This window comes from Nocardia vinacea NBRC 16497 (genome assembly GCF_000308835.1).
Lineage (GTDB): Bacteria > Actinomycetota > Actinomycetes > Mycobacteriales > Mycobacteriaceae > Nocardia > Nocardia vinacea.
On sequence record NZ_BAGN01000202.1, the window covers coordinates 117302 to 143405 of the forward strand.

A 26104-nucleotide genomic window follows, 5' to 3' on the forward strand; every position below is an offset into this window, starting at 1 on the left:
TTGTCATCGCAATATTCCTCACCGCAACTAAATGGAGATTCCGATGACTACCTCTTCGCGCTGGGTCGCGGGCTTCCGTTCCACACTGGTCGACCCCACCGAGCGGATTCGATTGGCCGAGCCGCGCAGTTTCGCCGATGAGACGGTGCGCCAGGTGCTGCACATGGTCGGGGGCGGCGAGCAGCTGCGAGTGCGGCTGACGAACCGCTATGGTTCGACGCCGGTGACCATCGGCGCGGCCCGGATCGCGGTGCGCAAGTCCGGGGCCGAGATCGTCGCGGAGACCGATACCGAGCTGCGTTTCGACGGCCAGGCGCAAGTGATCATTCCGGCAGGGGCCGATATCGTCAGTGACCCGGTCGATTTCGCGACAACGGCGGGTACGGATCTGGCGCTCAGCGTATACCTGCCGAAAGAGACCGGCCTGGCGCCCTTCTCGCATCTGCCGATGGAGTCCAGTTTCGTGGCCGCCGGTGATCAGGTCGCCGCGATCGCGCTATCCGAAGCCGAGGAGACCACCTCGCGCTTCTATGTGACCGGTGTCGACGTGCTCACCTCGACGAGTGGCCCGATCGTTGTCGCGTTCGGCGACTCCTGGTTCGAAGGCGTCGGGTCCACACCCGGCGCGAACCATCGTTCCGTCGACATCCTCAACGAACGTCTCACCAGCGGTTGGGTTCTCAATCAGGGCATCGGTGGGACCCGCTTGCTGACCGACCAGATCGGCGAACACGGGCTGGCCCGGTTCGACCGCGATGTGCTCGGAGTTCCCGGCGTGACCCATGTCGTCCTGAACTTCGGTATCAACGATCTGATCCTCGACAACAGCACGTCATCGGCCGAGGCGCTCATTGCCGGTTTCACAGAATTGGCCGGACGCGCCCGTGCGGCGGGACTTGCGGTGTACGCCAACACCATCGGCCCCTTCGCCGGTGTCATCTATCCGGACCTGAATGTCGCCGAGGGCCGGGTGGTTCGCCGTGATGCCAACGAATGGCTGCGCACCGCAACCATTTTCGATGCCGTGTTCGACGTGGCTGCGGCGGTCGAGGATCCGAATGATCCCGACTTCATCCGACCCGATCTGGACAGCGGCGACGGTCTGCATTTGAACGATGCGGGTCACCGCATCATGGGTGAGACCATGACGATCCCGGGGCTTACCGACTAGTTACGGGCCAGGCCGCGCAGGACGATTTCGATGCCGAGGCGGAATTCCGTCTCGGCATCGACATTTCGGGCGTCGGTGGCGGTCTCGACGAGTACCGGGTAGTCGGCCGGGGCGAGTCGGGTCATCGCGGCGGTGCCCGCGCCGGAGAGTGGGCCGTAGTGCTCGTTCTCGAGGTGGCCGAGCAGGAAGGCCATCAGGGTGCGCTGGGCAAGGACTCGGCCGATTCCGGTGAAGCCCGCATCGGTGAGGACGGTCAGCATCGCTTCGATCCAGCGCAGGCTGTTGGGGGCGGACTGACGGTGGCGCACGACAAGCGGGACCGTGGCCGGGTGGGTGGATACCGTCGTGCGCATGCGGTCGAGTAGGGCCGCGATGCGGTCGCACCAGTCCGGGTCGGTCGGTGGCGTGAGGTCGATATCGGCCAGGAGATGGTCGACGACCAGCAGCTCGAGTTCGTCGCGGTCGGCGACGTAGCGGTAGAGGCCCATGGTGGCTATACGGAGTTCCTTCGCGACCGCGCGCATGGTGAGGCCGGACAGACCGTCGCGGTCCAGTACCGCAATGGCGGCGGCCGCGATGGCGGGGCCGGTCAGCGATCGAGGGCGGGGCACGGGTTGACAGCGTACAAGGTACGCGCATACTTGTTGTAGGCGTACGTCGTACACCTACGAAGGGAGTTTCCATGCCATTGCCGACCACGGTGCCCACCCGAGAACTGGTCACCATCGCCGACAGCACAATTCGGATTCCGGACCAGGATTGCCTGATCCACCTGCAATTCCGCCGCTTCGCCGGCTGCCCGATCTGCAACCTGCACCTACGCTCGTTCGCGGTCCGGCACACCGAAATCCTCGCCGCCGATATCCGCGAGGTCGTCGTATTCCATTCCAGCGCAGCCGAATTGCGCACATACGAAGGCGACCTCCCCTTCGACCTGATCGCCGACCCATCCCGAACCCTCTACCGCGAATTCGGCATCGAAGCCAAACCCCGCGCCCTCCTCGACCCCCGCACCTGGCCAACCATCATCCGCGGTGTCACCACCGCGACCATGGCCGTGCTTCGCAAGGAAAAGCCCGCTCCCCCATCGAAACCCGAAGGCGGGCGGCTAGGGCTCCCCGGCGACTTCCTCATCGCGCCCGGCGGGCGCGTCGTTGCCAGCAAACTGGGCAGACATGCCGATGATCAATGGTCGGTCGACGAGCTGCTCGCGCTCGTACCTGCCCCTGAGCTGCGGCCTTGACCACCCGCCAGAGAACGAGCGATTCAGACACACAATCGCGCCGAACAGTAAGTCCGGCTCATGGCATCAGCGACGCCGGATCCACGGTGAATTCGAAGGGACTGCGCAGGGTGACGGTGTCTCCGGCCGCCACCCGGTGCGTCCGTTCGTAGGTGTCTTCCGGCCCAAGGGCGTGCGCGAACAGGACCGGCAACTTTTCGTCGGTTAGCTGGCCTTTGAACGGGTTGATCTCGACGCGCCAATAGTTGGGGATTTTAGCGGCGGCATAGAGCACGGGCTTGACCATGCGGTCCTGCATCGTCGTCGATTTCGAGACAACTTCGACTACCAATTTCACCTGTTCGGCAGGGACCCCGCGGTCGTCCCAGTCGATCGGGCCGACCGCCACCATCAGGTCGGGAATGGGCTCGTCGTCGCCGATCAGCACGCCCACGCCTTCCAGCACGACGTATCCAGGAGGCAGTACGTCGTCCAGAGCGCGCGTCAGCCATTTGATCAGCCACTGATGCCGCGGCTTGGGAGCAGCGTTCACGACGAGCTGGCCATTCAGCACCTCGTACCGTAATCCGTCTTCGGGGATGTGATCGAGGTCCGCGGCCGTCCAATGGTCGGACCGAGGAGCGGGCATTGCCATTGGAACCACCTCCAACCTCATCGAACGGGAGCGAACGATGTCCGCTCAGTCCGTCGAGTCTAGCCCGCGCAGCTCATGTCAGTGGCGTGTCAGCGGGGGTGGGCATGGTTCTGGCAGGCCGCACAGGGGACCTCCCTGAGGTGGCAGGCAGGACGGAAAGGGTTGGACGATGTCTGAGGTTGCGCTGGGGGAATTCGTGGCGGAGATGGCTGCGAAGTTCGGGGTACCGGGGGCTGCGGTCGGGGTGTGGGTTGATGGGCGGGAGGTTTTCGCCGCGCATGGGGTGACGAGTATCGAGAGTCCGGTGCCGGTGGATCGGGACACGATGTTCGTGCTGGGGTCGGTGAGTAAGACGTTCACCGCGACGGCGTTGATGCGGCTCGTCGCGGAGGGCAAGATCGAGTTGGCTGCGCCGGTGCGGCGGTATGTGCCGGAGCTGGTGCTGCGCGATGAGGCGGCCGCGGTGGAGATGACCGTGTTCAATCTGCTCAATCACACTGCGGGGCTGGGGATTCGGCTGATTGTCGAGACCGGGGACGGGGACGACGCGCTGGCCGGGTATGTGGCGCGACTGGACGAGTTGGATCTGATCGGGCCGGTCGGTGCTCGCGCGTCCTATTCGCAGGCGGGGTACAACCTGCTCGGGCGGGTCATCGAGAAGGTCACCGGGCTGACCTTCGAGAAGGCGGTCGCGCAACTGCTGCTCGATCCGATCGGGCTGTCGCACAGTCGTTATCTGCCGAGCGAGATCATGACTCGGCGCTTCGCGGTCGGACACAATCGCGGCGCGGATGGCGCACTGACAGTCGCACGCGAATGGAAGGACACACGCGCCAACAATCCGGGCGGCGGCATCGTATCCTCGGTGGCCGACCAGTTGCGTTGGGCGCGTTTCCAACTCGGTGACGGCCGGGCCGAAAGCGGTGAACGGGTATTGCCCGCCGAGGTGCTGGTGCGAATGAAGGAGCAGACCGTCGAGTTGCAGGGCAGCTCGCTCGGCGATGCCTTCGGCATCTGCTGGTTCCTACGCGATGTGGACGGTGTGCGAATCGTGAGCCACGGCGGTTCCTCGAACGGCCAATTCGCCGAACTCATTACGGTGCCGGAGCGGAATTTCGCCATTACCGTCATGTCCAACGCAGGCCCCGACGACGGCATCCAGTTCAACCAGGCCGTCGTGCGATGGGCGCTGGAGCACTATCTCGGGTTGATCGACAAGGATCCCGAACCCCTGCCCTTCGATCCGGCACGCGCCGAGGAGATCGTCGGCGACTATGAAATCGACGCCATGACCCTCACCATCGGCACCGATGAGACCGGCCTGACAGTTGCCTGCGGAATCAAACCCGAGGTCCGCGCCGCATCCGAAACCGAACTTCCCCCGGACCTTCCGGCGGCCGGTCTCGGCCTGCTGCCCGGCAACCGCGACGAATACATCGTCACCAGTGGCGGTCTACAAGGTCAGCGCGGTTTCTTCACCCGCGACGAACGCGGCCGAATCGTTGGCGCCGATATGGCCGGACGGATGTTCAACCGGGTCTCGACCACGGCCTGATGCGTAAACGAGTGATAGCCGGGCTTAACGGCCCACCCTCACTCGATACGGGCCACGCACTCACACCAGGCGGGACGGGGTAGGTGCGCCAAGCTGGATCGGCCGTAAAGTCCGTCAGACGGCTATCTAGCCCGCCTTTCGAGCGCCTTCCGGATGAGTTCCCGCGCTGCCTCACCTGTAACCGATTGACCGGCAAGCACATCGAACGCCCGACCGTAGATCGCAACCTCTCGCGGTTGCGTAATCGTCAGCTCCGCTGTGATGCCTTCAACCGTGACCATGCGCGAGTCGAATATTACGAAGTTCGTCGTTTGCATCGGCGGACCAGCTGGCGCCGGAATGATTCCAAGCCGAACCCGGGAAAGGCCGATCACGGCCATGAGCCGGTCTAGCTGCCCGATCATTACGGCGTCGGTGCCGACCGAGGTATACAAAGCTTGCTCGGCAATCAGGATATGAAAGCGCCGTTCACCCCTGTAGAGATATTGCTGACGTTCGAGCCGCTTAGATACGGCTTCGTCTATGTCGTCGGGAAGTCGGTAGAAATCGACTGAATGCCTCAATATGGCTTCGGCGTAGTCGGCAGTCTGAAGAATTCCGGGAATAACGACCGGCTGATAGATCCTCATCAGTTTCGAGCGCTCAGCGAGCCTGACCGACTTCTGCTGTCCCCGTTTGAGCCCTGCTGCGTGCTGTCGCCGGTACTCCATGTAGGCGGCATCTATGTTGTGGACTGTCGCTAGCAGATCTTCGAGTTGATCACCTGCGCCGGTGTGAGCGCAGTAGGCACGAATATCCGCGTCGGACGGCTTGACCCTGCCGTACTCGATCTTGGAGACCTTCGTTTCGTGCCAGCCAGACAGGCGCGCAAGCTCACGGCCTGAGATTCCCGACCTTCGCCGGATCTCCCGAAGCCGCTGCCCGAGCGCCTGCTGGGCCTCATGAACGCCGTTGCTCACCTCCGGATGTCTACCGCGTACTCGGTGTACGGCGTAGCTAGCTGCCACAAGCGCTCTTTCACCTGTCGGCACTGGTCGGCAATCCGCGGGTCTGTGGTCAGAGCTGACGCCCCGGCCGCACGTCCGTTCTCGTCGACGAGGTTGAACACCACCCGTTCGTCATCCAACAGCCAGAAATCGTCGGCGGGCACGTCTCCGGCGAGATGCCGGGGAAGGTACCGGATCTCTTCACCCGCTTCGGTATTCAGCGCCGTCAGCGCTAGCAACCAACGCTGGTAGTCCACGTGAGGCACTGTGACAACCCGGACACGGGTCACACGCACACCCCGGCCGGTTGTTGCCCGTACAAGCTGCCCCCACGGTTCGAACCATGCGTTGTCGTCCGGCTCACCGTTCAGGAACCGCCGCAACGGTTCTGACTCGTTCGGCACTGCGTAGGTGTCACCGACTTCGAGGTGGAACGCTTCCCGTTGGCACTGCCCGAACAGGTCAGGCCACGGATTACTGCGAAGCAGTTGCACCGTAGAACGTCCTTTCTGCCTTTGGAACCTCGATAGCGGTTTCGTAGATCTCCATCGTCATCTGGCCCAGCGTCGCACGGTCCGTGATCGGGCTACCGGACACAAGGAACGTGCCTCGGCCCGAATCGGTCATGGTCGCATTGATGAACGTGTCCGGCTCGAGGAATCCCAACAGCAGGTGCGGAATCTCAACCGTCTCCGGCCGATCGGTAACCCATCCAATGATCGCGTAACTGCCCTGGTCAGTGGCGTAGAGGGTCGGGCAATCGTTGGTTCCCGAACCACCCTTACCGAGGAAATGCAAGAGCATGATCTAGCTCCGTGTCCACTTGTATGCACGGACTTTCCGTGCTGATTTCGATGATCTCTCGAACTAGCTGACTTAGCTAGCTGATCGTTAAATATGAGCAAGTTTTATCAAACTCGTGGACCTGCCTGATTGCCGGTTCGTAGCGTCTGAGCTGGCCCCCGTGACATGTGACGCCAACCGGTCACGGGGTGCCTACCAACATCGGACTACAGGAGTCGAGATGGACAGGCGCACAAGACTGTTCGTGTTCCCAGGCGGGTTGTTGGAGGTCGCCGACTACGGCGACGATGACGACGGTCCGGGGGTGTACCTGGAGTTGCGGACTCCAGCCGATCGTGTGCTACCGCAGCGGGTTCCGGGTGCAGCCGCCGTGGATCACCGCGTCAGCCCTGTCGAACCTGCCGACGCCAAGACGTGCGCCATGGTGCTGCGACTCCTCCAGGACCTGGCGTGATCGCGCTCGGCTGGGTTGTCGCGATCGGGCTACCGCTGGCGGTGACGGTCGCAGTGATCGTGTGGCCGGAACGGATTCCGAAGGAGCGCACCGTCAGGGAGATCCGCGAACGGATCGAACGCGGGGGCACGGGCGGGATGAAGTCCGATGCGTCACGTGAGTACTGATCGCCTCCCGACTGGTCAGGCTATGCGAAATGGGGGAATTTATTGCGTAACAACATTTCTCGGCACGGCCGGATAGGATGCGGCCATGGCGATGACCTGGGAGCTCGGGGAACCCATCGCGACCCGCGAACTCCGCAAGGGCGACGATCCCGTGGTCGTCACGTTCGGGAAGCCAGAGCCGTCCGGGGGCGGTTCCTACTCATGCCCCGTTCGGATCGAAGGCATGGAGGCGGAGCCGTTGACACGGGCTATCTTCGGTGTGGATGCGGTACAGGCCCTTATCGAGGCAATGACCTTCGCCGGTCGTCTGCTCGAAGCCAACGAAGGCGAGTACACGTTCCTCGGGGAATCCGACCTCGGATTTCCTCGAAGCTGACACTCGGAAAGGCAAGAGCCCCGTACCTCATCTTCTCGACGAGGTGCGGGGCTCTTGCCTGCATGTACCGCGCAGGGCGGTCTCGGCTATTCGACGATCACGATTCGCACGTCTTCGTCCGCCGCATCGGTCGGCTCGTCGACGGTGACGAACCAGTGGGTGACTTCGCCGTCGGCTAGGTCATCCGCGATGTCGTCCGCACCCGGCAGGACCGAGAGGGCGCCGGCGGTGGCTGCGGACAGGAACTCGAGCAGCGCGGGGCGGCCCGAGACGGCGGTGGTGAAGGTTGTGGATTCGTAATCGATTTCGTATTCCGAGCGGAACTGCTCGGCCTGTTCGAGGGCCTCGGTCTGGCTGAAGGCGCGTACGGTGCCGTCGGCCGTGAGGACCACGAAGGCCGGGTGCTCTTCGGCGAGCGGGCGGACCCGATCGGCGTAGGAGACCGGGTGCGACGGGGCGGCTGCCAGTTCGGCCTGTACCGCCGGATCGCTCGGCACCAACCAGTTGATCGGACCGTCGGTCGGCTCCAGCGTGATACCGAAAACGGCTCCGGCGGTAGCCATTTCGGCGGCGGACAGATCACCGGCGAACAGGCAGGCGGCACCGGCCTTCTGGATTGCCCAGACCGCGACCACCGCATCCACCGAACGCGGCAGCGCCAGGGCCACCACATCGCCGGGTCCGGCACCGTGCGCGATGAGTACCCGGGCCAGTTGCGAGGAACGGCGATCCAGGACGTGGTAGGCGATTTCGTCGCCGTCCACGAGCAGCGCGGGCGCCTCCGGATCCGCCTCGACCACCTCGGCGAGCACCCTCGACACCGTGCGCGCACCGACCCGGCCCACCGGTTCCGGTGCGGCCGCGGTTGCCGCGATACCGGATTCGACGAGCAGGCGGGCCCGCTCACCGGCATCGAGGATATCGATATCGCCGACCAGTCCGGCGGAATCGCCGAGCAGTGCGTCCAGTACCCGGATCAGCCTGGTGGACAAGGTTTCCACCTCTTCGGCGGTGAACCGGCTGAGCAGGTACTCGAAGGTGAATTCGAGGGTGGACTCCGCGGTCACCTGCAGCGTGAGCGGGTAGTGCGTCGCACTTTCCATGCCGACACCGGTCACCGACATGCCGTCGATCGAACTCGCCGCTGCGATCGCCTCCCGATCGATCGGGTACGACTCGAACACCAGCAGGGTGTCGAAGTGCGAGGCGATTCCGGCGGCCCGCTGGATATCGGATAGGCCGACGTAGTGGTGGTCGAGCAGCTCGGTCTGGTCGCGCTGCAACCGCTCGAGCTGATCGTCGATGGTCGCGCGGTCATCGATGCGCACCCGGACCGGGAGCGTATTGATGAACAGACCGACCATCGACTCCACACCGGTCAGCTCGGCGGGCCGACCCGACACCGTGGCGCCGAAGACAACATCGGCGCGACCGGTGAGCCTGCCGAGCAGGATGCCCCAAGCCGCCTGCACCAGGGTATTGACGGTAATGCCGAGTTCGGCGCACTGCTTGGTCAGCTGACGGGTGCGGTCGGCGTCGATCTCGGTGACCAATTTTGCGGTCTCGTAGGTCTCGGCCGTCCGCGCAGGCGGCGCCAATTCGGTCGGTTCGGTCGCACCGTCGAAGGCATCGGCCCAGACCCGCAACGACGCGTCCTGATCGCGAGTAGCGAGCCAGTCCAGGAAGTCGCGGTAGGAGGAGACCTGCGGCAGTGCCGACTGATCGCCACGCGTCGCGTAGAGCACCAGCAGATCCCGCATCAGCAGCGGCATCGACCAGCCGTCGATCAGCACGTGGTGCGTGGTGATCGCCAGCGTCCATTCCTCGGCCGCGGTGCGCAACAGCGTGTAGCGCACCAGCGGCGGGCTGGACATATCGAAGCGATCCGCATGGTCGGCATCGATCCGGCGGCGCAGTTCGTCGGCCCGCTCCGCCTCCGGCACATCGGTGAGATCCTCGATGCGCCAAGGCACTTCGATCCGATCGAGCACGACCTGCCGGACCTGACCGGTGGAATCGGTGACGAATGCGGTGCGCAGGTTCGGGTATCGATCCAGGATCGCCTGCGCGGCCGCGTGCAACCGCTCCACATCGACCGCTCCGGCCAGCTGCACCACGGCCTGCATGGTGTAGACGTCCACGGTGGCCGTGGTCATCAGCGCGTGGAAGAGCAGGCCGGACTGCAGCGGCGAGACCGGCCAGACATCGTCGAGGCCCGGGTAGGTCTGCTCCCACAGGTCGATATCGGCCTGGCCGACCTGCACCAGCGGCAGATCCGACGGCGTATGACCGCCGGCATCCGGCCGCTGCGCGTGCTTGGCCAGCGCGGTCAGCGCGGCAACCCACAGCTCCGCCAACTCCTGCACCTGCTCCGGGGACAGCAGCCCGACCGGGAACTCGAAGGTGGCCAGCAGCCGCGGACCATCGTCCTCGTCGCCGACGGTGACGGCGATATCGAGCGCACCGTTCGCGGGCATGGTGGCATCCCGCTCGGTCTTGATCGCCGCTTCCTGGTACCGGAAGCCGACCTGACCCGCCGGCGGCAGATTCAGCAGCCCGTGGCCGACGCCCTGATCGGGCACCGCGAGCAGCTGCTCCTTCACCGACTTGATGATCGATCCCGCGGCAGCGCCGCCGTCGAACGCGTCGGCCAGATCGATCCCGCTCAGCGCGAGCCGGGCCGGATAGACGGCGGTGAAAGCACCGACGGTGCGCGACAATTCGGCACCGCTGACCGCCGCCCGAGCGTCACCGTCGAGCCGGATCAGCACATCCGATCCGTGCTCTGCACCGCGCCAGCGCACCAGCGCCATGGCCAAGGCCGACAGCAGCCCGTCCGGCACGCCGCCGTGGAACCGCGACGGAACCGTGGTGAGCAGGATCTCGGAGATATCCGTCGGCACCTCGATGCGGACCCGTCGCGTCGTAGCGACGGTATCCAGCACCGGGTCGAAGGCCCGCGCGCCGAGCAACGGATCGGGTGTGGCCGAAACCTTTTGCCAGAACGGCAGTTCGGCGGCGCGACCGGTCTCCTGCTCGGTCAGGCCGTAGGCCCAACGCCGCAGCGAGGTACCGACCTCCGGCAGTGCGACCTGGTCGTCGACGATCAGATCGAGCAGATCGCCGGTCAGGATGCCGAGGGACTTCGGATCGGCCGCGAAGCCGTGCACCACGACGAGCATGAAGTTGCCGCCGTCGAGCCGGTCGGCGGTGCAGCGCACGAACTGCGCCATTACGCCGTTGGCCGGATCGAGGCGATCCGCGGCGGCCGCGCGTTCGTTGTCGGCGAGCCGCATGAGCTCGTCATAGCCGTAATCGTCGTCGAGGGCGGTATCGAAGGCGACCTCGTGGACCAGCGCATCGATATCGATGGCACCGCGCTCGAGCGCTTCGAATTCCCAGACCTCGTCGACCCGGCGCAGACGAGTGCGCAGCGCATCGTGCCGGTCGACCAGGGCGGTGATCGCCGCACGCAGTCGATCCCCGTCGAGTTCGCTCGGCAGTGCCACTGCCGCCTCGTAGGAGAAGCGCTGGTACGCCGTGCCGTTCGCCAGCACCGCGGCGATGCCGGGCGGCAGCGGGATCTCGCCGATCCCACCACCGGGCAGCTCCGCCATGGTCGCCTGCCGCAGATCCGCGGCCGAGGTCGCGATCGCGGCGAGTCCGGCGACGCTGCGCTGGTCGAAGACGTCGCGCACGGAGAACACCACGCCCTGTGCCTTCGCCCGCGATACCAGCTGGATCGACAGGATGCTGTTACCGCCGAGTGCGAAGAAGTCGTCGTCGGCGCCGATCCGTTCGATGCCGAGCACATCGGCGAACACACCGGCCACGATCTGCTCGACCGGGGAGACCGGCGCGCGGAAGGCGGCATGTTCGAAGGTGGGCTGTGGCAGGGCGTTTCGGTCGAGCTTGCCATTCGCATTGAGCGGCAGGGCGTCCAGCGCCAGGAACGCGCTCGGCACCATGTAGGACGGCAGCTCCGCGGCCAGTGCAGACTGCACTGCACCCTTATCGAGCTCACCGGTGGTCGGGACCACATAGGCGACCAGGCGGTCACCGAGTGCCGGATCGGTATGCGCGAGCACCGCTGCCGAGGCGATCGAGGTCTGCCGCAGCAGGGCCGCCTCGATCTCGCCGAGTTCGATGCGGAAACCGCGGATCTTGACCTGGAAGTCGGTGCGGCCGCGGTACTCCAGCTCGCCGGCGCCATTCCAGGCCACCAGGTCACCGGTGCGGTACATCCGGGCGCCGGATTCGAACGGATCGGCCACGAACCGCTCCGCGGTCAGATCGACCCGGCCGAAGTAGCCGCGCGCCAATTGCGCACCGGCCAGATACAACTCACCCGAAACACCCACCGGCACCGGACGCAACCGCGAATCCAGCACATAGACACGGCTGTTCCACTCCGGAGCACCGATCGACACCGAGACGGTGTCCGCATCGGTCACCTCGTGGTTGGTGATCGAGACCGCGGCCTCGGTCGGACCGTAGAGGTTGAACAGGCCGGCCGCATTCGACTCCCGGAACCGCTGCGCCGTCGCGGCGGGCAGCGCCTCACCGATGGCGAGCACCCGGCGCAACGACTCGGGCAGTCGTCCGTCCGATTCGATCAGCAGGGCATCCAACATCGACGGCACCACATGCAAGGTGGTGACGGCGGTATCGCGCATCAGCGTGTTGAGGTAGGACGGATCGCGATGTCCGTCGGCGGACGCGATGACCAGTCGGCCACCGGAAACCGCCGCCGACCAGAACTCCCACACCGAGAGGTCGAAGGTCGCGGCCGTCTTCAGCAGCACCGCATCCTCGGCGCCCAAGCCGAATTCGGCCGTCTTCCACAGCAACTGGTTGACGATCGCCGCATGCGGCACCGCGACGCCCTTGGGGCGACCGGTCGAACCCGACGTGAAGATCACGTAGGCCGTATTCGCCGCGCGCAATGGCGCTATCCGCTCCGCGTCGGCGATCGGCGCGTCCGTGACGTCCGCGAGTGCGTCCATCCGGACAACGTCGGTCACCGAGGTCTGGAAATCGGTGTCGGCGTTGGTCACCACACACAGTGGCCGAGCGGTTTCGAGAATGTAGTCGGTCCGCTCACCCGCCTGATCCGGATCCAGCGGCACGTACGCGCCACCGGCCTGGCTCACCGCGTACATCGCGACCACCAGGTCCACCGAGCGGCGCAGCGCGAGCGCCACCCGTGCCTCCGGTCCGACGCCCAGCGAAATCAGGTGCCGCGCAAGCTGATTCACCCGAGAGGCGAGCTCGCCATAGGTAATTGCGGTGCCGTCGTCACCGACCAGCGCCACCGCGTCGGGCGTGGCCGCCACGGTTCGATCCAGCAGCGAGGCCAGCGTCGCGGACGAATCCACCTGGTGCGCTGTCGCATTCCGGCCGGAGACCAGTTCGCGGCGTTCGTCCGCGGCCATGATCTCGAGATCGCCGACAGCAGCGCGCGGCGCCGCGATGATCTCGGCGAGAACACGTGCGAAGCGATCGGCGAAGCCACGGACGGTATCCGGGTCGAACAGGTCGGTGGCGTAGGTGAAGTACCCACCGATACCCGACGGAGTGCCGTCCTCGTCGTAGCTGTCCGCCACGATCAGATGCAGATCGAACTGCGACAGCTGGGTGTCGATATCGAATCCGGCCACCGTGAGCCCGGGCAGTTCCAGCGTGGTCCGCGCCAGGTTCTGGAACGACAGACCCACCTGGAACAGCGGATGCCGCGCCTGCGAACGCACCGGGTTCAGCACCTCGACCAACCGCTCGAACGGCACATCCGCATGCGCGAACGCCTGGATATCCGTTTCGCGCTGGCGCCCGAGCAGATCGGTGAACGCCTCGCCGCGCTCCAATTGGGTACGGAACACCAAGGTGTTCACGAACATGCCGATCAGATCGTCGAGCACGGCCTCACCACGACCGGCCATCGGTGTGCCGATCGCGATGTCATCGGTTCCGGAGAGCCGCGAGAGCATTACCGCGAACGCGGTGTGCACCACCATGAACAGCGTCGCACCCTCGGCCCTGGCCAGACCGACCAGCGCACGATGCGTTTCGGCATCGATGCTCAGTTCGACCTTGCCGCCCGCGAAGGACTGCACGGCCGGACGCGGGCGATCCGAGGGCAGATCCAGCTGATCCGGCACATCCGCCAATGCCGACTGCCAGTAGGCGATCTGCTTGGCCGCCAACGACTCCGGATCATCCTCGCTGCCGAGCAGTTCGCGCTGCCAGATCGAGTAGTCCGCGTACTGCACCGGCAGCGGCGTCCACGTGGGCGACTCGCCGACCGAGCGCGCCGCGTACGCCGTCATCAGATCCCGGGTCAGCGGGCCCATCGACGAACCGTCACCGGCGATGTGGTGCACCACGAGCACCAGCACGAACTCGTTCGGGGCAGGAGCGGAGCCCGCGGAGCGACCCGAGGACACAGCGGCGGGTGCGTCGGTCACCTGGAACAGCTCGATTCGCACCGGAACCTCGGCGGTGACGTCGAACGGCGCCGCCATCACCGCGATCACCGTGGATTCCAGCTCCGCGGCCGCGATCGGCCGCAGCTCCAGTGCCGGAACAGCCTGCGCCACCGGCAGAATCACCTGTGCCGGGGCGCCCGCGGTCTCCGGGTACACCGTCCGCAGGATCTCGTGCCTGCCGACCAGATCCGCCATGGCCGCCCGCAGCGCGTCGACATCCAGCGCACCGGTCAACCGGACCGCGATGGGCAGGTTGTAGGCCGCCGACTCGGTGTCGAAGCGGTTCAGGAACCACATCCGCTGCTGCGCCAGCGACAACGGCACCGGATCCGGCCGCGGACCGGCGACCAGCGGCCGCCGCTCGCCCACGCCGGACAACTGCTCCAGCTTCACCGCCAGGGCCGCCACGGTCGGCGCCTCGAACAGCGCGCGCACCGGCACCCGACCACCGATCGCGGCGCTCAGGCGCCCGACCACCTGGGTGGCGACCAGCGAGTTGCCGCCGAGGGCGAAGAAGTCGTCGTCGGCGCCCACGCGCTCGATACCGAGCACATCACTGAAGACGCCCGCCACGATCTCCTCCACCGGCGTTGCCGGTGAGCGGAATTCGCGAGTGGTGAAGGTCGGTTCGGGCAGGGCCTTGCGGTCGAGCTTGCCGCTGGAATTCAGCGGGAAGGCATCGAGCACCACGATGGCCGCCGGAACCATATAGGCCGGAAGCACATCCGACACCTCGGCCAGCAGTGTCTGCTGGTCGATCGACTGCCCCGGCGCGGGAACCACGTAGGCGACCAACTGGTCGCCCAGCGCCGACGCGGCTACCAGCGCCACCGCCTGGCTCACCGCGGCATGGGCGAGCAGCGCCGTCTCGATCTCGCCGAGCTCGATCCGCTGTCCGCGGAACTTCACCTGGAAGTCGGTGCGCCCCAGATATTCGAGGCGATGATCCGCACCCGCCGGTTCGCGCCAGACCACCAGGTCGCCGGTGCGGTACATCCGCGCACCGGGCGCGAACGGGTTGGCCACGAAGCGATCCGAGGTCAGATCCGGCCGCGCGACATAACCGCGGGCCAGCTGATCACCGGCCAGGTACAGCTCACCGGCCACCCCGGCGGGCACCGGCCGCAGCCGCGCATCCAGCACGAACACCTGGGTGTTCCACTGCGGCAAGCCGATCGGCACGGTGCGCACATCCGTGTCGCGCGCGGGCCAGTAGGTCACCGACACCGCGGCCTCCGTCGGCCCGTACAGGTTGTGCAACAACGCGTCCGAAACGGACCGCCACGCCGTCACCGTTTCCGGCGGCAGCGCCTCACCGATCACGAACACGTCCCGCAGCGTCGGCAGCGAGCCCGCTTCCAGCTGCGCGGCGAACACCGTCAGCATGGACGGCACGAAGTCGGTGACGGTAACCCCGTGCGCGGCAATCGCATCCGCCACGTAGGCCGGGTCGCGATGACCGTCGTGGGTGGCGACCACCAGCTTCGCGCCCGCGCGCAGTGGCATGAAGTAGCCCCACAGCGACACATCGAACGTGGTGGCGGTCTTCTGCAGGTACACGTCGGCCGAGCCGAGCGGGTACTCCGCGAGCATCCACTCGATCTGATTGTTGATCGCCTCGTGCGATACCGCGACGCCCTTGGGACGACCGGTCGAACCCGAGGTGAAGATGACGTAAGCCGGGTTGTCCCGGGTGACCGGGCGCAGCAGCTCACCGGGTTCGATCGGAGCGGAGGAGAACCCGTCCAGCTCCAGCGAATCCAGTTCGAGCACCGGGATGTCCGCGGGGACCGGCACCGCGTCGGCCGCGGTGGTGACCACGCACGCGGGCTGGGCGGTATCCAGAATGTGCGCGATCCGCTCCGCCGGATGATCCGGATCCAGCGGCACATACGCGCCACCGGCCGCAACGATCGCGTACATGCCGACGACCAGATCCAACGACCGCCGAACAGCCAGGCCGACCAGCGACTCGGCACCGACACCCTGCGAAATCAACAGGCGGGCAAGCTTGTTCACCCGTTCGTCGAATTCGCGGTAGGTGAGTTCGGCGCCTTCGAACACCACCGCGACGGCATCCGGCTGCGCCGCGGCGGCGCGCCGGTATCCGTCGAGCAGCAGCTCGGGCCGCACCGGATGCGCGGTGGCGTTCCAGCCATCCAGCATCCGTTCCCGCTCCACCGCGGTGAGCAGCTCGAGATCACCGACTGCCGCGCGCGGCGCGGTGATGATCTCGCCGAGCAGCCTGGTGAACCGGTCCGCGAACCCTTCGACCGTGCTCCGGTCGAAGAGATCGGTGGCGTAGGTGAATACGCCGGCGATGCCCGCAGGAGCCCCGGACTCGTCGTACAGGTCGGAAAGGATCAGGTGCAGGTCGAACTGGGAGATTCGGGTATCGAACTCCACACCGGAGACCGTGAGATCCGGCAATTCCAGGGTGGTCTGGGCCAGGTTCTGGAACGACAGACCCACCTGGAACAGCGGATGCCGCGCCTGCGATCGCGCCGGGTTCAGCACCTCGACCAACCGCTCGAACGGCACATCGGCATTGGCGAACGCCTGGATGTCGGTTTCCCGCTGCCGCCCGAGCAGATCCGCGAACGGCTCGGCCGAATCCAGCCGGGTACGGAACACCAAGGTGTTGATGAACGTGCCGATCAGGTCGTTCAGCGCCACCTCACCCCGGCCCGCCATCGGCGTACCGATCGCGATGTCGTCCGCGCCGGACAGCCGGGACAACAGGACGGCCAGCGCCGTGTGCACGATCATGAACAGCGTCGCACCCTCGGCCTGCGCCACGCCGCTGAGACCGCGGTGGGTCTCGGCGTCGATGCGCACCTCGACGGTGCCACCCGCGAAGGACTGCACCGCGGGCCGCGGGCGATCGGCAGGCAGGTCCAGCTGCTCCGGCAGATCGGCCAGCGCGGTCCGCCAGTAGGCGACCTGCTTGGACATCAGCGATTCCGGATCGTCCTCGCTGCCGAGCAGTTCGCGCTGCCAGATGCTGTAATCCGCGTACTGGACCTCCAGCGGCGCCCAGTTGGGTGCGACCCCCGCAGAGCGCGCCGCGTACGCCGTCATCAGATCACGCGTCAACGGTCCCATCGAGGAGCCGTCACCGGCGATATGGTGCACGACCATCGCGATCACGTACTCGGGAGCCGAACTTTCGGTGTCGATCTCGAACAACCGCACCCGCACCGGCACCTCGGCGGTGACGTCGAACGGCGCCGAGATCAACTCGACCACAGCGGCTTCGACCTGATCCGGCGTGACCGTCCGGACGTCCAGCTCCGGAATCGCCTGTCCCACTGGCAGAATCAGCTGCACCGCGCCCGACTCGGTCTCCGGGTAGATGGTGCGCAGGACCTCGTGCCTGCGCACCAGATCCGCGATGGCGGCGCGCAGTGCGGCCACATCGAGCGCGCCGGTCAGCCGCACCGCGATCGGGACGTTGTAGGCGGCGGACTGGGTGTCGAAGCGGTTGAGGAACCACATCCGCTGCTGCGCCAGCGACAGCGGAATATGTTCCGGCCGCGGACCGGCGACCAGGGCATGCCGTCCGCGCCCGTCGGCATGCTGTTCGACCCGGATGGCCAGTGCGCCGACGGTCGGCGCCTCGAACAGCAGTCGGACCGGGACGCGAGTGTTCAGCGCCGCGCCGAGGCGGGCCGCGACCTGCGTCGCGAGCAGCGAGTTGCCGCCCCACGCGAAGAAGTCGTCATCCAGGCCGAGCCGCTGCGCCTGCGCTCCGGAACCGAGGTGCAGCACCTCGGCGAAGGTATTCGCGACGATCTCCTCGATCGGGGTGACCGGCGCGCGGAAGACCGCCTTCTCGAAGGTGGGCTCCGGCAACGCCTTTCGATCCAGCTTGCCGTTCGCGTTCAACGGCAGCGCATCGAGAGTGAGGAAGACCGACGGCACCATGTAGGACGGCAGCTCGGCGGCCAACGCCGATTGCAGCCGCACGTTGTCGAGCTCATCGACTTCGGGCACCACGTAAGCGACCAGCCGGTCGCCCAGATTCGGGTCGGTGTGTGCGAGCACCGCGGTGGCCGCGACCTCGGGCTGCCGCAGCAGGGCCGCCTCGATCTCACCGAGCTCGATGCGGAAACCGCGGATCTTCACCTGGAAGTCGGTGCGGCCGCGATACTCCAGCCCGCCCTCGCTGTTCCAGGCCACCAGGTCACCGGTGCGGTACATGCGCTCACCGGTGCCGAACGGGTTGGCCACGAAGCGATCCGCGGTCAGGTCGACGCGCCCGAAGTAGCCACGCGCCAACTGCGCACCGGCCAGATACAACTCACCGGAGACACCGACCGGAACCGGACGCAACCGCGAATCCAGCACGTACACCTGGCTGTTCCACTCCGGGGCACCGATCGGCACCGACACGTTGTCGGCATCGGTGACGGTGTGCGCGGTGATCGACACCGCGGCCTCGGTGGGGCCGTACAGGTTGAACAGCTCGGCCGCGTTGTCACGCCGGAATCGCTGCGCGGTCGTCGCGGGCAGCGCCTCACCGATCGCCAGCACCCGCCGCAGCGACTGCGGCAGGCGGCGACCGGATTCGGTGAGCAGCGCGTCCAGCATCGACGGCACCACGTGCAGTGTCGTGACGCCGGTGGAGCGCATCAACTCGTTGAGGTAGGCGGGATCGCGGTGACCATCGGCATCGGCGATGACCAACCGGCCACCGCAGACGGCGGCCGACCAGAACTCCCAGACCGACAGGTCGAAGGTGGCCGCGGTCTTGAGCAGGACCGCGTCATCGGCACCGAGGCCGAATTCGGCTGTCTTCCACAGCAACTGGTTGACGATCGCCGCATGCGGCACCGCCACGCCCTTCGGCTGGCCGGTGGAGCCCGACGTGAAGATCACGTAGGCCGTATTCGCCGCGGCCAGCGGCCGCAACCGGTCACCATCGGAGATCGGACCGTCCGCAACGCCGGATAGATCCAGCTCGTCGAGCGACACCACCGCGGTCACGGCGCTGTGGAAATCATCGCGTCCGGTGGTCAGCACACAGACCGGTGCCGCCGTGCTCAGGATGTAGTCGGTGCGCTCGGCGGGCTGATCGGGATCGATCGGCACATACGCCGCACCGGACTTCGCCACCGCGTACATCGCGACCACGAGATCCACCGAGCGCCGGATGGCCAGCGCCACCCGGTCCTCCGCGCCGACACCGAGCGTGATCAGGTGCCGCGCCAGGCGGTTGGCCCGGCCGTCCAACTCGGCGTAGGTGAGCGTCGCATCCTCGGCCACCAGCGCCACCGCATCCGGGCTCGCCGCCACCGTGGCGTCCAGCAGCGACACCAGCGTGGTCGAGGCGTCGATGTCGAGCGGGTGCGCGGTGTCGTTCCAGGCACGCAGAATTCGCGTGTTCTCTTCGGGCGAGAGCAGATCGATCTCGCCGACCCGCACGTCCGGATCGGCCAGTACCGCATCGAGCACCAATACGAAGCGGTCGGCGAAGCCCTGCACCGTCGCCTCGTCGAACAGATCGGTGGCATAACCGAATTCGGCGACGATCTGGGCGGGCGTGCCGTCCTCGGCGTAGCGGTCGTACAGCGTGACGTGCAGATCGGTCTTGGCCAGCTGCGAATCGAAGTTCACCGCACTGACCGACAGGCCGGGCAGCGTGAAGGTGGTCTCGGCCAGGTTCTGGAACGAGAGTCCGACCTGGAACAGCGGGTTGCGCGCCGTCGAGCGCTCCGGGTTGAGCACCTCGACCAGCCGCTCGAACGGCACGTCGGCATTCGCGAATGCCTCCAGGTCCCGCTCGCGCACATCGGTGAGCAAGTCGGCGAAGGTGTCACCGGGCTCGATGATCGTCCGGAACACCAAGGTGTTGACGAACATACCGATCAGATCGTCGAGTTCGCGTTCCCCGCGACCCGCGATCGGGGTGCCGACCGCGATGTCGTCGGTACCCGAGAGCCGCGAGAGCAGTACGGCCAGCGCCGCATGCGTGACCATGAACAGCGAGGCGTTATTGGCCCGCGCCAGCTCGTGCAGCTTGGCGTGCTTATCCGGTGCGATCTCGAAGCGAATCGCCTTGCCCTGGAACGACTGCGCGCGCGGGCGCGGCCGGTCGGCGGGCAACTCCAGCTGATCGGGCATGCCCGCGAGCGCCGACTGCCAGTAGGCGACCTGCTGTGCCGCAAGCGATTCCGGATCTTCCTCGGAGCCGAGCACCGCACGCTGCCACAGCGCGTAGTCGGCGTACTGCACCGGCAGCGGCTGCCACTGCGGGATCTCACCCTGTGCCCGTGCCACATACGCCGCCATGACGTCGCGGGCCAGCGGACCCATCGACGAACCGTCGGCCGCGACATGGTGCACCGTGAACGCCAGCACATGTTCCTGTTCGGCGAGCCGGAACAGCCCCACCTTCAGCGGCACCTGCACGGTGACATCGAAGGTGGTGAGCGCGAATTCGATCACCGCGCCGACCAGGTCCGTTTCCGAGATATCGGTGACGGTCAGCTCCGGCACGGCCTGGTCGGCGGGCAGGATCACCTGGTGCGGGCCACTGGCCGAACTCGGGTAGGTGGTCCGCAGCACCTCGTGCCTGGCGAACACATCGCCGAGCGCCTTTTCCAGCGCCGCCACATCCAGCGCACCGGACAACCGCACCGCGAGCGGGATGTTGTCCACGGCCGAGGTGGTGGTATCGAACTGGTTGAGGAACCAGTACCGCTGCTGCGCGGGCGAGAGCGGCACCCGGGCCGGGCGCTCCCCCGCGACCAGCCGCGGCCGGGTGCGGCCGGATCCGGCATTGTGTTCGGCCTTGGCCGCCAGCGCGGCGACCGTCGACGCCTCGAACAGATCGCGGACCGCGAGCTGGGTATCCAGCGCCGCGCCGATGCGCGCGGTCATCTGGGTGGCCAGCAGCGAGTTGCCGCCGAGTTCGAAGAAGTCGTCGTCCAAACCGACGCGCGCGACACCGAGCACATCGCTGAACACGCCCGCCACGATCTCCTCGATCGGGGTGGACGGTGCGCGGAACACCTTCGCCTCGAATACCGGCGCGGGCAACGCCTTGCGATCCAGCTTGCCGGAGGCATTGAGCGGGAACGCATCCAGTACGACGAAGGCCGTCGGCACCATGTACGCGGGCAGCTCGCCCGCGAGTTCGGCGCGCACTTGGTCGATATCGATCGAACGATCCGCCGCCGCGATCACATACCCGACCAGCTGATCGCCGAGGCGGTCGTCGGAGCGGACCACAACGGTGGCCTGCGCGATCGATTCCAGCGCGGTGAGCGCCGACTCGATCTCACCGAGCTCGATGCGCAGACCGCGCAGCTTCACCTGGAAGTCGGTGCGGCCCAGGTATTCCAGCTCACCGTTGGCAGGCCCACCCGTCACCCGGCCACCACCCCCCATCGAATCGCTTCGCGATGCAGGGACCCATCTGACGAGGTCACCGGTGCGGTACATGCGCGCGCCGGTGCCGAACGGGTTGGCGACGAAGCGATCCGCGGTCAGATCCGGACGCGCCACATAGCCGCGCGCCAACTGCTCGCCAGCGAGGTACAGCTCACCGGCGACACCGACCGGAACCGGGTGCAGCCGCGAATCCAGCACGTACACCTGGGTGTTGAAGACCGGCGCACCGATCGGGACCGAAACCGTATCGGCGTCGGTGACCTCGTGATAGGTGACGTCGACCGCGGCCTCGGTCGGGCCGTACAGGTTGTGCAGCCAGACACCGGTCAGCTCGCGCAAGCGCTGTGCGGTCACCGCGGGCAGCGCCTCACCGGAGGCGAAGACATTGCGCAGGTCGAAGCATTCGCCCGCCCGGTCGTCGGCCACGAAGACCGACAGCATGGACGGCACGAAGTGCACCGTGGTGACCTGCTCGTCGGCAATGGTCTGCACCAGGTAGGCCGGATCGCGATGGCCGTCCGGCTTCGCGATGACCAGGCGCGCGCCGACCTGCAGCGGCCACCAGAATTCCCATACCGACACGTCGAAGGTGGCTGGCGTCTTCTGCAGGACCACATCGCCGCGGTCCAGCCCGTATTCGGCCTGCATCCAGACCAGGCGGTTGACGATCGCGGCATGGCTGACGGCCACACCCTTCGGACGACCGGTCGAACCCGAGGTGAAGATCACGTACGCGGTATTCGAAGGCCGCAGCGGCGCAAGGCGTTCCGCATCGATCAGCGGTTCGTCGGAGAAGGCCGAGAGATCCACTGCGTCGATCTCGAGCGTCGGCGTCGAGCCCGCGTCGAACTCGTCGGCGGCGGTGGTCAGCACGCAGACCGGCTGCGCGATATCGAGCACATACCGGGTGCGGTCGGCCGGATGATCCGGATCCAGCGGCACATACGCGCCACCGGCCACGCTCACCGCGTACATGCCGATCACCAGCTCGAAGGATCGGCGCATGCCGAGCGCGACCATCGAATCGGGTCCGACACCCAGCGAAACCAGGTACCGGGCCAGGCGATTCACCCGTGAGGTGAATTCACCGTAGGACAGACTTGTCCCCTCGAACGTCAGCGCGATCGACTTCGGGCTCCGGAGCGCCTGCTCCTCGAACATCGAGACCAGGGTGGCCTGGGCATCGACGACATACGCCGTCTCGTTCCACTTTTCGAGCACCTTGGTGCGCTCAGCGGCATCGAGCAGATCGACATCACCGACCGCGACGGCCGGATCCGCGACCACCGCATGCAGCAGGCGGACGAGCCGCTGTGCGACACCGGCGATCGTCTTCGCGTCGAACATATCCGTCGCGTAGGCGAATTCGGCGGTCATGCCGTCCGCACCACCGGCCGCGTCGAGCCGGTCGGCGAGGTTCAGGTGCAGATCGAACTTCGCGGTCACCACATCGAGCGGCACACCGGCCACCTCGAGACCGGGCAGCTCGAACGATGCCTCACCGGTGTTCTGGAACGACAGCATCACCTGGAACAGCGGATGCCGCGCCTGTGAACGGGCCGGGTTGAGGATGTCGACCAGCCGCTCGAACGGCAGGTCGGCGTGGCCGAAGGCGGCCAGATCGGTTTCCCGTGCCCGCGCGACCAAGTCGGCGAAGGACGCACCGGAATCGACCGGCGTGCGCAGCACGAGCGTATTGACGAACATGCCGATCGCGTCGTCGAGCACGGCCTCACCGCGACCGGCGACCGCGGTGCCGATGGCGATATCGTCGCTGCCGGACAGGCGTGCGAGCAGTGCCGCGAAGGCGGCGTGTACCACCATGAACAGGCTCGCGCCGTTCGCGCGGGCCAGTGCGTTGAGCTCGGTCAGCAACTGCGCGTCGATGCCGAATTCGTAGACGTCACCGCGGTTGGACGCGACGGCAGGGCGCGAACGATCCGACGGCAGATCCAGCTGATCGGGCAGCCCGGCCAGATTCCGCGACCAGTACGCGACCTGCTGGGCGATCAGCGATTCCGGATCGTCCTCGGAGCCGAGGGTGTCGCGCTGCCAGAGCGCGAAGTCGGCGTACTGCACCGCCAGCGGCGCCCAGGCGGGCGATTCGCCGCGGGTGCGGGCCGCGTAGGCGACCATCACATCGCGGGCCAGCGGACGCACCGACCAGCCGTCACCGGAGATGTGGTGCACCACGAAGACCAGCACGTGGGTATCGGGCAGCGAGCCGTCCATCGGCGACTCGAGCCGGAACAGCTTGGCGCGCACCGGAACTTCGGCGGTCACGTCGAAGCCGGTCAGCACCAGTTCGCTGATGCGATCGCGAATATCGGTCTCGGACACCACGAGCGGGGTCAGGTCGAGGTGGACCTGACCGGTGGGCAGCACGACCTGCACGCCCTGACCGTCGGCGGTCTCCGGGTAGACGGTGCGCAGCACCTCGTGCCGGTCCATCACATCGGCGACGGCCAGACGCAGCGCATCGGTGTCGAGTGCGCCGGTGAGCCGGACCGCCAGTGGGATGTTGTTGACGGCGGTCTGGTTGTCGAAGCGGTTGAGGAACCACATCCGCTGCTGGGCCAGCGAGAGCGGAATCTGTTCCGGCCGCGGCCCGGCCGTCAGCTCCCGGCGACCGCCGGTACCCTGCTGTCCCTCCATCCGCGCGGCGAGCGCGGCCACATTCGGCGCCTCGAACAGCAGCCGCACCGGAATGCGGGTATCGAGTGCGGCGCCCAGGCGAGCGACCACCTGGGTGGCGATCAGCGAGTTGCCGCCGAGGTCGAAGAAGTCGTCGTCGAGACCGACCACACGCCCGGCCTCGGATGTCGACAGACCGAGCACCTCGGCGAATGTGTCGGCCACGATCTCCTCGATCGGGGTCGACGGTGCGCGGAATTCCTTGGCCTCGAAGGCGGGTTCGGGCAGCGCGCGACGGTCGAGCTTGCCGTTGGGGTTCAGCGGCATGGCGTCGAGCACCATGAGCGCGGCTGGGACCATGTACGACGGCAGTTGCGCGGTCAGGTGCGTACGCAGCGCGTCGATGTCGACGGTGGCGCCGTTCGCGGGTACCACGTAGCCGACCAGCTGATCGCCGGTCCTGGCGTCCGAACGCACCAGTGCCACGGCCTGCGCCACCGAATCGTGTGCGGTGAGGGCGGTTTCGATCTCACCGAGCTCGATGCGCAGACCGCGCAGCTTCACCTGGAAGTCGGTACGGCCCAAGTAGACGATCGAACCGTCGGCGGCCCGGGTCACCAGGTCACCGGTGCGGTACATGCGAGCGCCCGGTGCGCCGAACGGGTTGGCCACGAAGCGATCCGCGGTCAGATCCGTGCGGCCGAAGTAGCCGCGCGCCAACTGCGCACCGGCCAGATACAACTCACCCGCGACACCCGGCGCCACCGGGTGCAGGCGGGCATCCAGCACATACGCCTGCGCATTCCAGACCGGCAGACCGATCGGCACCGCGCCTTCGACCTTCTCCGCCACCGGGCCGTGGGTCGCGTGGACGGTGAATTCGGTCGGGCCGTACAGGTTATACAGCTCGGCCGAGCTGACCCGGCGGATGGCGGTCGCGGCATCGGCGGTGAATGCCTCACCGGCGATGAGAAGTGCGCGCAGCGATACCAGTGCCTCGCTGCCGGCAGCCGCGTCGACGCTGCTCGCGAAGACGCTCAGCATCGAGGGCACGAACGAAGTCATGGTGACCCGCTCGGCCGCGATCACATCGGCCAGGTACTGCGGGTCACGATGGCCGTCCGGGCCGGCGACCACGATCCGGCCACCGGTGCTCAGCGGGCCGAACAGCTCCCACACCGACACGTCGAACGTGGCGGGGGTCTTGAACAACACGACGTCGTCGGCACCGATGCCGTATTCACCGGTGATCCAACGGATCTGGTTGACGACGGCCGCGTGCGGCACCGCCACACCCTTGGGCCGACCCGTCGAACCGGAGGTGAAGATGACGTACGCGGGGTTGCTCGGCCGCAGCGGCGCAATCCGCTCCGCATCGGTGACCGGCTCGTCCGAGTACTCGGACAGATCCAGGTCATCGATGACGATCGTGGGCAGACCGGTGCCGTCGAAGTCGTCACGCGAGGTGGTCAGTACGCACACCGGCGCGGCCGAATCGAGCACGTAGCCGATCCGCTCCGCGGGCTGATCGAGGTCGAGCGGCACATAACCACCACCGGCCTCCTGCACGGCGTACGCCGCGACCACGAGGTCGACGGAGCGCCGAAGACCGAGGGCCACCAGGCTCTCCGGGCCGACACCATCCGCGATAAGGCGACGCGCCAAGCGGTGCACGCGGGCACCGAATTCGGCATAGGTCAGCGAAGCGCCCGTCGCAGGGTCCACGATCGCGATCGCATCCGGCGTCGCCGCCGCCTGCCCGGCGAATTCGTCGACCAGCGTGCCGACCGCGCCGAGCGCACGCTCGGTGTCGTTCCAACCACGCAGCGCCAGTTCGGCTTCGGACGCATCGAGCAGGTCGATATCGCCGATGGCCCGATCCGGTTCGGCCGCGACGGCTTGCAGCAGTCGGTTGAACCGCTGTCCGAACGCCGCCATGGTGTCGGCATCGAAAAGGTCGGTGGCGTAGATCAATTCGGCCGCGATACCCGAAGGCGCGACCGTGGTGGCGCCTGCACCATTCGAGGTACTGATCGGGGTCGCGGTCTGCTCCGAGAGCACCAGCTGCAGATCGAACTTGGCCACATCGATCGGCAGTTCGACACCGCTGACCGTGAGTCCGGGCAGTTCCAGGCTGTTCTGGCCGGTGTTCTGGAACGACAGCATCACCTGGAACAGCGGATGGCGCGCCTGCGAA

General features: G+C 66.7%; 12 protein-coding genes. 6 read left to right on the forward strand and 6 right to left on the reverse strand.

What is annotated here, in order from left to right; all coding sequences use genetic code 11:
* Positions 1-43 precede the first annotated feature (43 nt).
* Positions 44-1171 (forward strand): GDSL-type esterase/lipase family protein, encoded by a 1128-nt coding sequence (locus tag ON44_RS28610; RefSeq protein WP_040695571.1) that lies wholly within the window; start codon positions 44-46, stop codon positions 1169-1171.
* Here the strand turns inward: ON44_RS28610 and ON44_RS28615 are convergent.
* Positions 1168-1782 (reverse strand): TetR/AcrR family transcriptional regulator, encoded by a 615-nt coding sequence (locus ON44_RS28615; RefSeq protein WP_040695505.1) that lies wholly within the window; start codon positions 1780-1782, stop codon positions 1168-1170. The genes ON44_RS28610 and ON44_RS28615 overlap by 4 nt on opposite strands.
* A gap of 71 nt (positions 1783-1853) precedes the next feature.
* Between ON44_RS28615 and ON44_RS28620 the strand changes: the two genes are divergently transcribed.
* Positions 1854-2414, forward strand: coding sequence for a peroxiredoxin-like family protein (locus tag ON44_RS28620; RefSeq protein ID WP_040695507.1), 561 nt, complete (start codon positions 1854-1856; stop codon positions 2412-2414).
* Positions 2415-2472: 58 nt separating this feature from the next.
* Here the strand turns inward: ON44_RS28620 and ON44_RS28625 are convergent, their stop codons facing one another.
* Positions 2473-3048, reverse strand: a complete 576-nt coding sequence (locus ON44_RS28625) for a Uma2 family endonuclease (protein ID WP_040695508.1) — start codon at positions 3046-3048, stop codon at positions 2473-2475.
* Between the two features lie 169 nt (positions 3049-3217).
* Between ON44_RS28625 and ON44_RS28630 the strand changes: the two genes are divergently transcribed.
* Entirely contained in the window at positions 3218-4603 is a 1386-nt protein-coding gene (locus ON44_RS28630; protein WP_040695509.1) for a serine hydrolase domain-containing protein, read from the forward strand.
* A 122-nt stretch (positions 4604-4725) separates the two neighbouring features.
* Here ON44_RS28630 and ON44_RS28635 read toward each other — a convergent pair whose 3' ends face one another.
* From ON44_RS28635 to ON44_RS28645, 3 genes are read right to left on the reverse strand one after another with little or no spacing between them, the layout of a single operon-like run.
* On the reverse strand, positions 4726-5562 hold the full coding sequence (locus ON44_RS28635; RefSeq protein ID WP_040695510.1) for a helix-turn-helix domain-containing protein: 837 nt from the start codon (positions 5560-5562) through the stop codon (positions 4726-4728).
* On the reverse strand, positions 5559-6083 hold the full coding sequence (locus tag ON44_RS54130; protein WP_040695511.1) for a DUF6879 family protein: 525 nt from the start codon (positions 6081-6083) through the stop codon (positions 5559-5561). Before ON44_RS54130 ends, ON44_RS28635 begins: the two co-directional genes overlap by 4 nt.
* On the reverse strand, positions 6064-6393 hold the full coding sequence (locus tag ON44_RS28645; protein WP_040695513.1) for a hypothetical protein: 330 nt from the start codon (positions 6391-6393) through the stop codon (positions 6064-6066). Before ON44_RS28645 ends, ON44_RS54130 begins: the two co-directional genes overlap by 20 nt.
* Positions 6394-6613: 220 nt before the next feature.
* On the opposite strand from ON44_RS28645, the gene ON44_RS28650 reads away from it, so the two are divergent.
* The 3 genes from ON44_RS28650 (at position 6614) to ON44_RS28655 (ending at position 7390) form a co-directional block, all read left to right on the forward strand.
* Positions 6614-6847 carry a hypothetical protein gene (locus ON44_RS28650; protein WP_040695517.1) on the forward strand — a complete coding sequence of 78 codons (234 nt, stop codon included), beginning with the start codon at positions 6614-6616 and terminating at the stop codon, positions 6845-6847.
* Positions 6844-7014: a hypothetical protein gene (locus tag ON44_RS50515; RefSeq protein ID WP_157187341.1), complete on the forward strand. Its 171-nt coding sequence runs from the start codon at positions 6844-6846 to the stop codon at positions 7012-7014. The genes ON44_RS28650 and ON44_RS50515 overlap by 4 nt, the downstream gene beginning before the upstream one ends.
* Before the next feature lie 85 nt (positions 7015-7099).
* Positions 7100-7390 carry a DUF6968 family protein gene (locus ON44_RS28655; protein WP_040695518.1) on the forward strand — a complete coding sequence of 97 codons (291 nt, stop codon included), beginning with the start codon at positions 7100-7102 and terminating at the stop codon, positions 7388-7390.
* Positions 7391-7476: 86 nt separating this feature from the next.
* Here ON44_RS28655 and ON44_RS28660 read toward each other — a convergent pair.
* Positions 7477-26104: non-ribosomal peptide synthetase (locus tag ON44_RS28660; RefSeq protein WP_040695519.1), on the reverse strand; the 18628-nt coding region annotated here is incomplete at its 5' end.

Coding starts and splice junctions, on each gene's coding strand:
- ON44_RS28610 (WP_040695571.1), top strand. CDS start 44: ATGACTACCTCTTCGCGCTGGGTCGCGGGCTTCCGTTCCACACTGGTC.
- ON44_RS28620 (WP_040695507.1), top strand. CDS start 1,854: ATGCCATTGCCGACCACGGTGCCCACCCGAGAACTGGTCACCATCGCC.
- ON44_RS28625 (WP_040695508.1), bottom strand. CDS start 3,048: ATGGCAATGCCCGCTCCTCGGTCCGACCATTGGACGGCCGCGGACCTC.
- ON44_RS28630 (WP_040695509.1), top strand. CDS start 3,218: ATGTCTGAGGTTGCGCTGGGGGAATTCGTGGCGGAGATGGCTGCGAAG.
- ON44_RS28645 (WP_040695513.1), bottom strand. CDS start 6,393: ATGCTCTTGCATTTCCTCGGTAAGGGTGGTTCGGGAACCAACGATTGC.
- ON44_RS28650 (WP_040695517.1), top strand. CDS start 6,614: ATGGACAGGCGCACAAGACTGTTCGTGTTCCCAGGCGGGTTGTTGGAG.
- ON44_RS28655 (WP_040695518.1), top strand. CDS start 7,100: ATGGCGATGACCTGGGAGCTCGGGGAACCCATCGCGACCCGCGAACTC.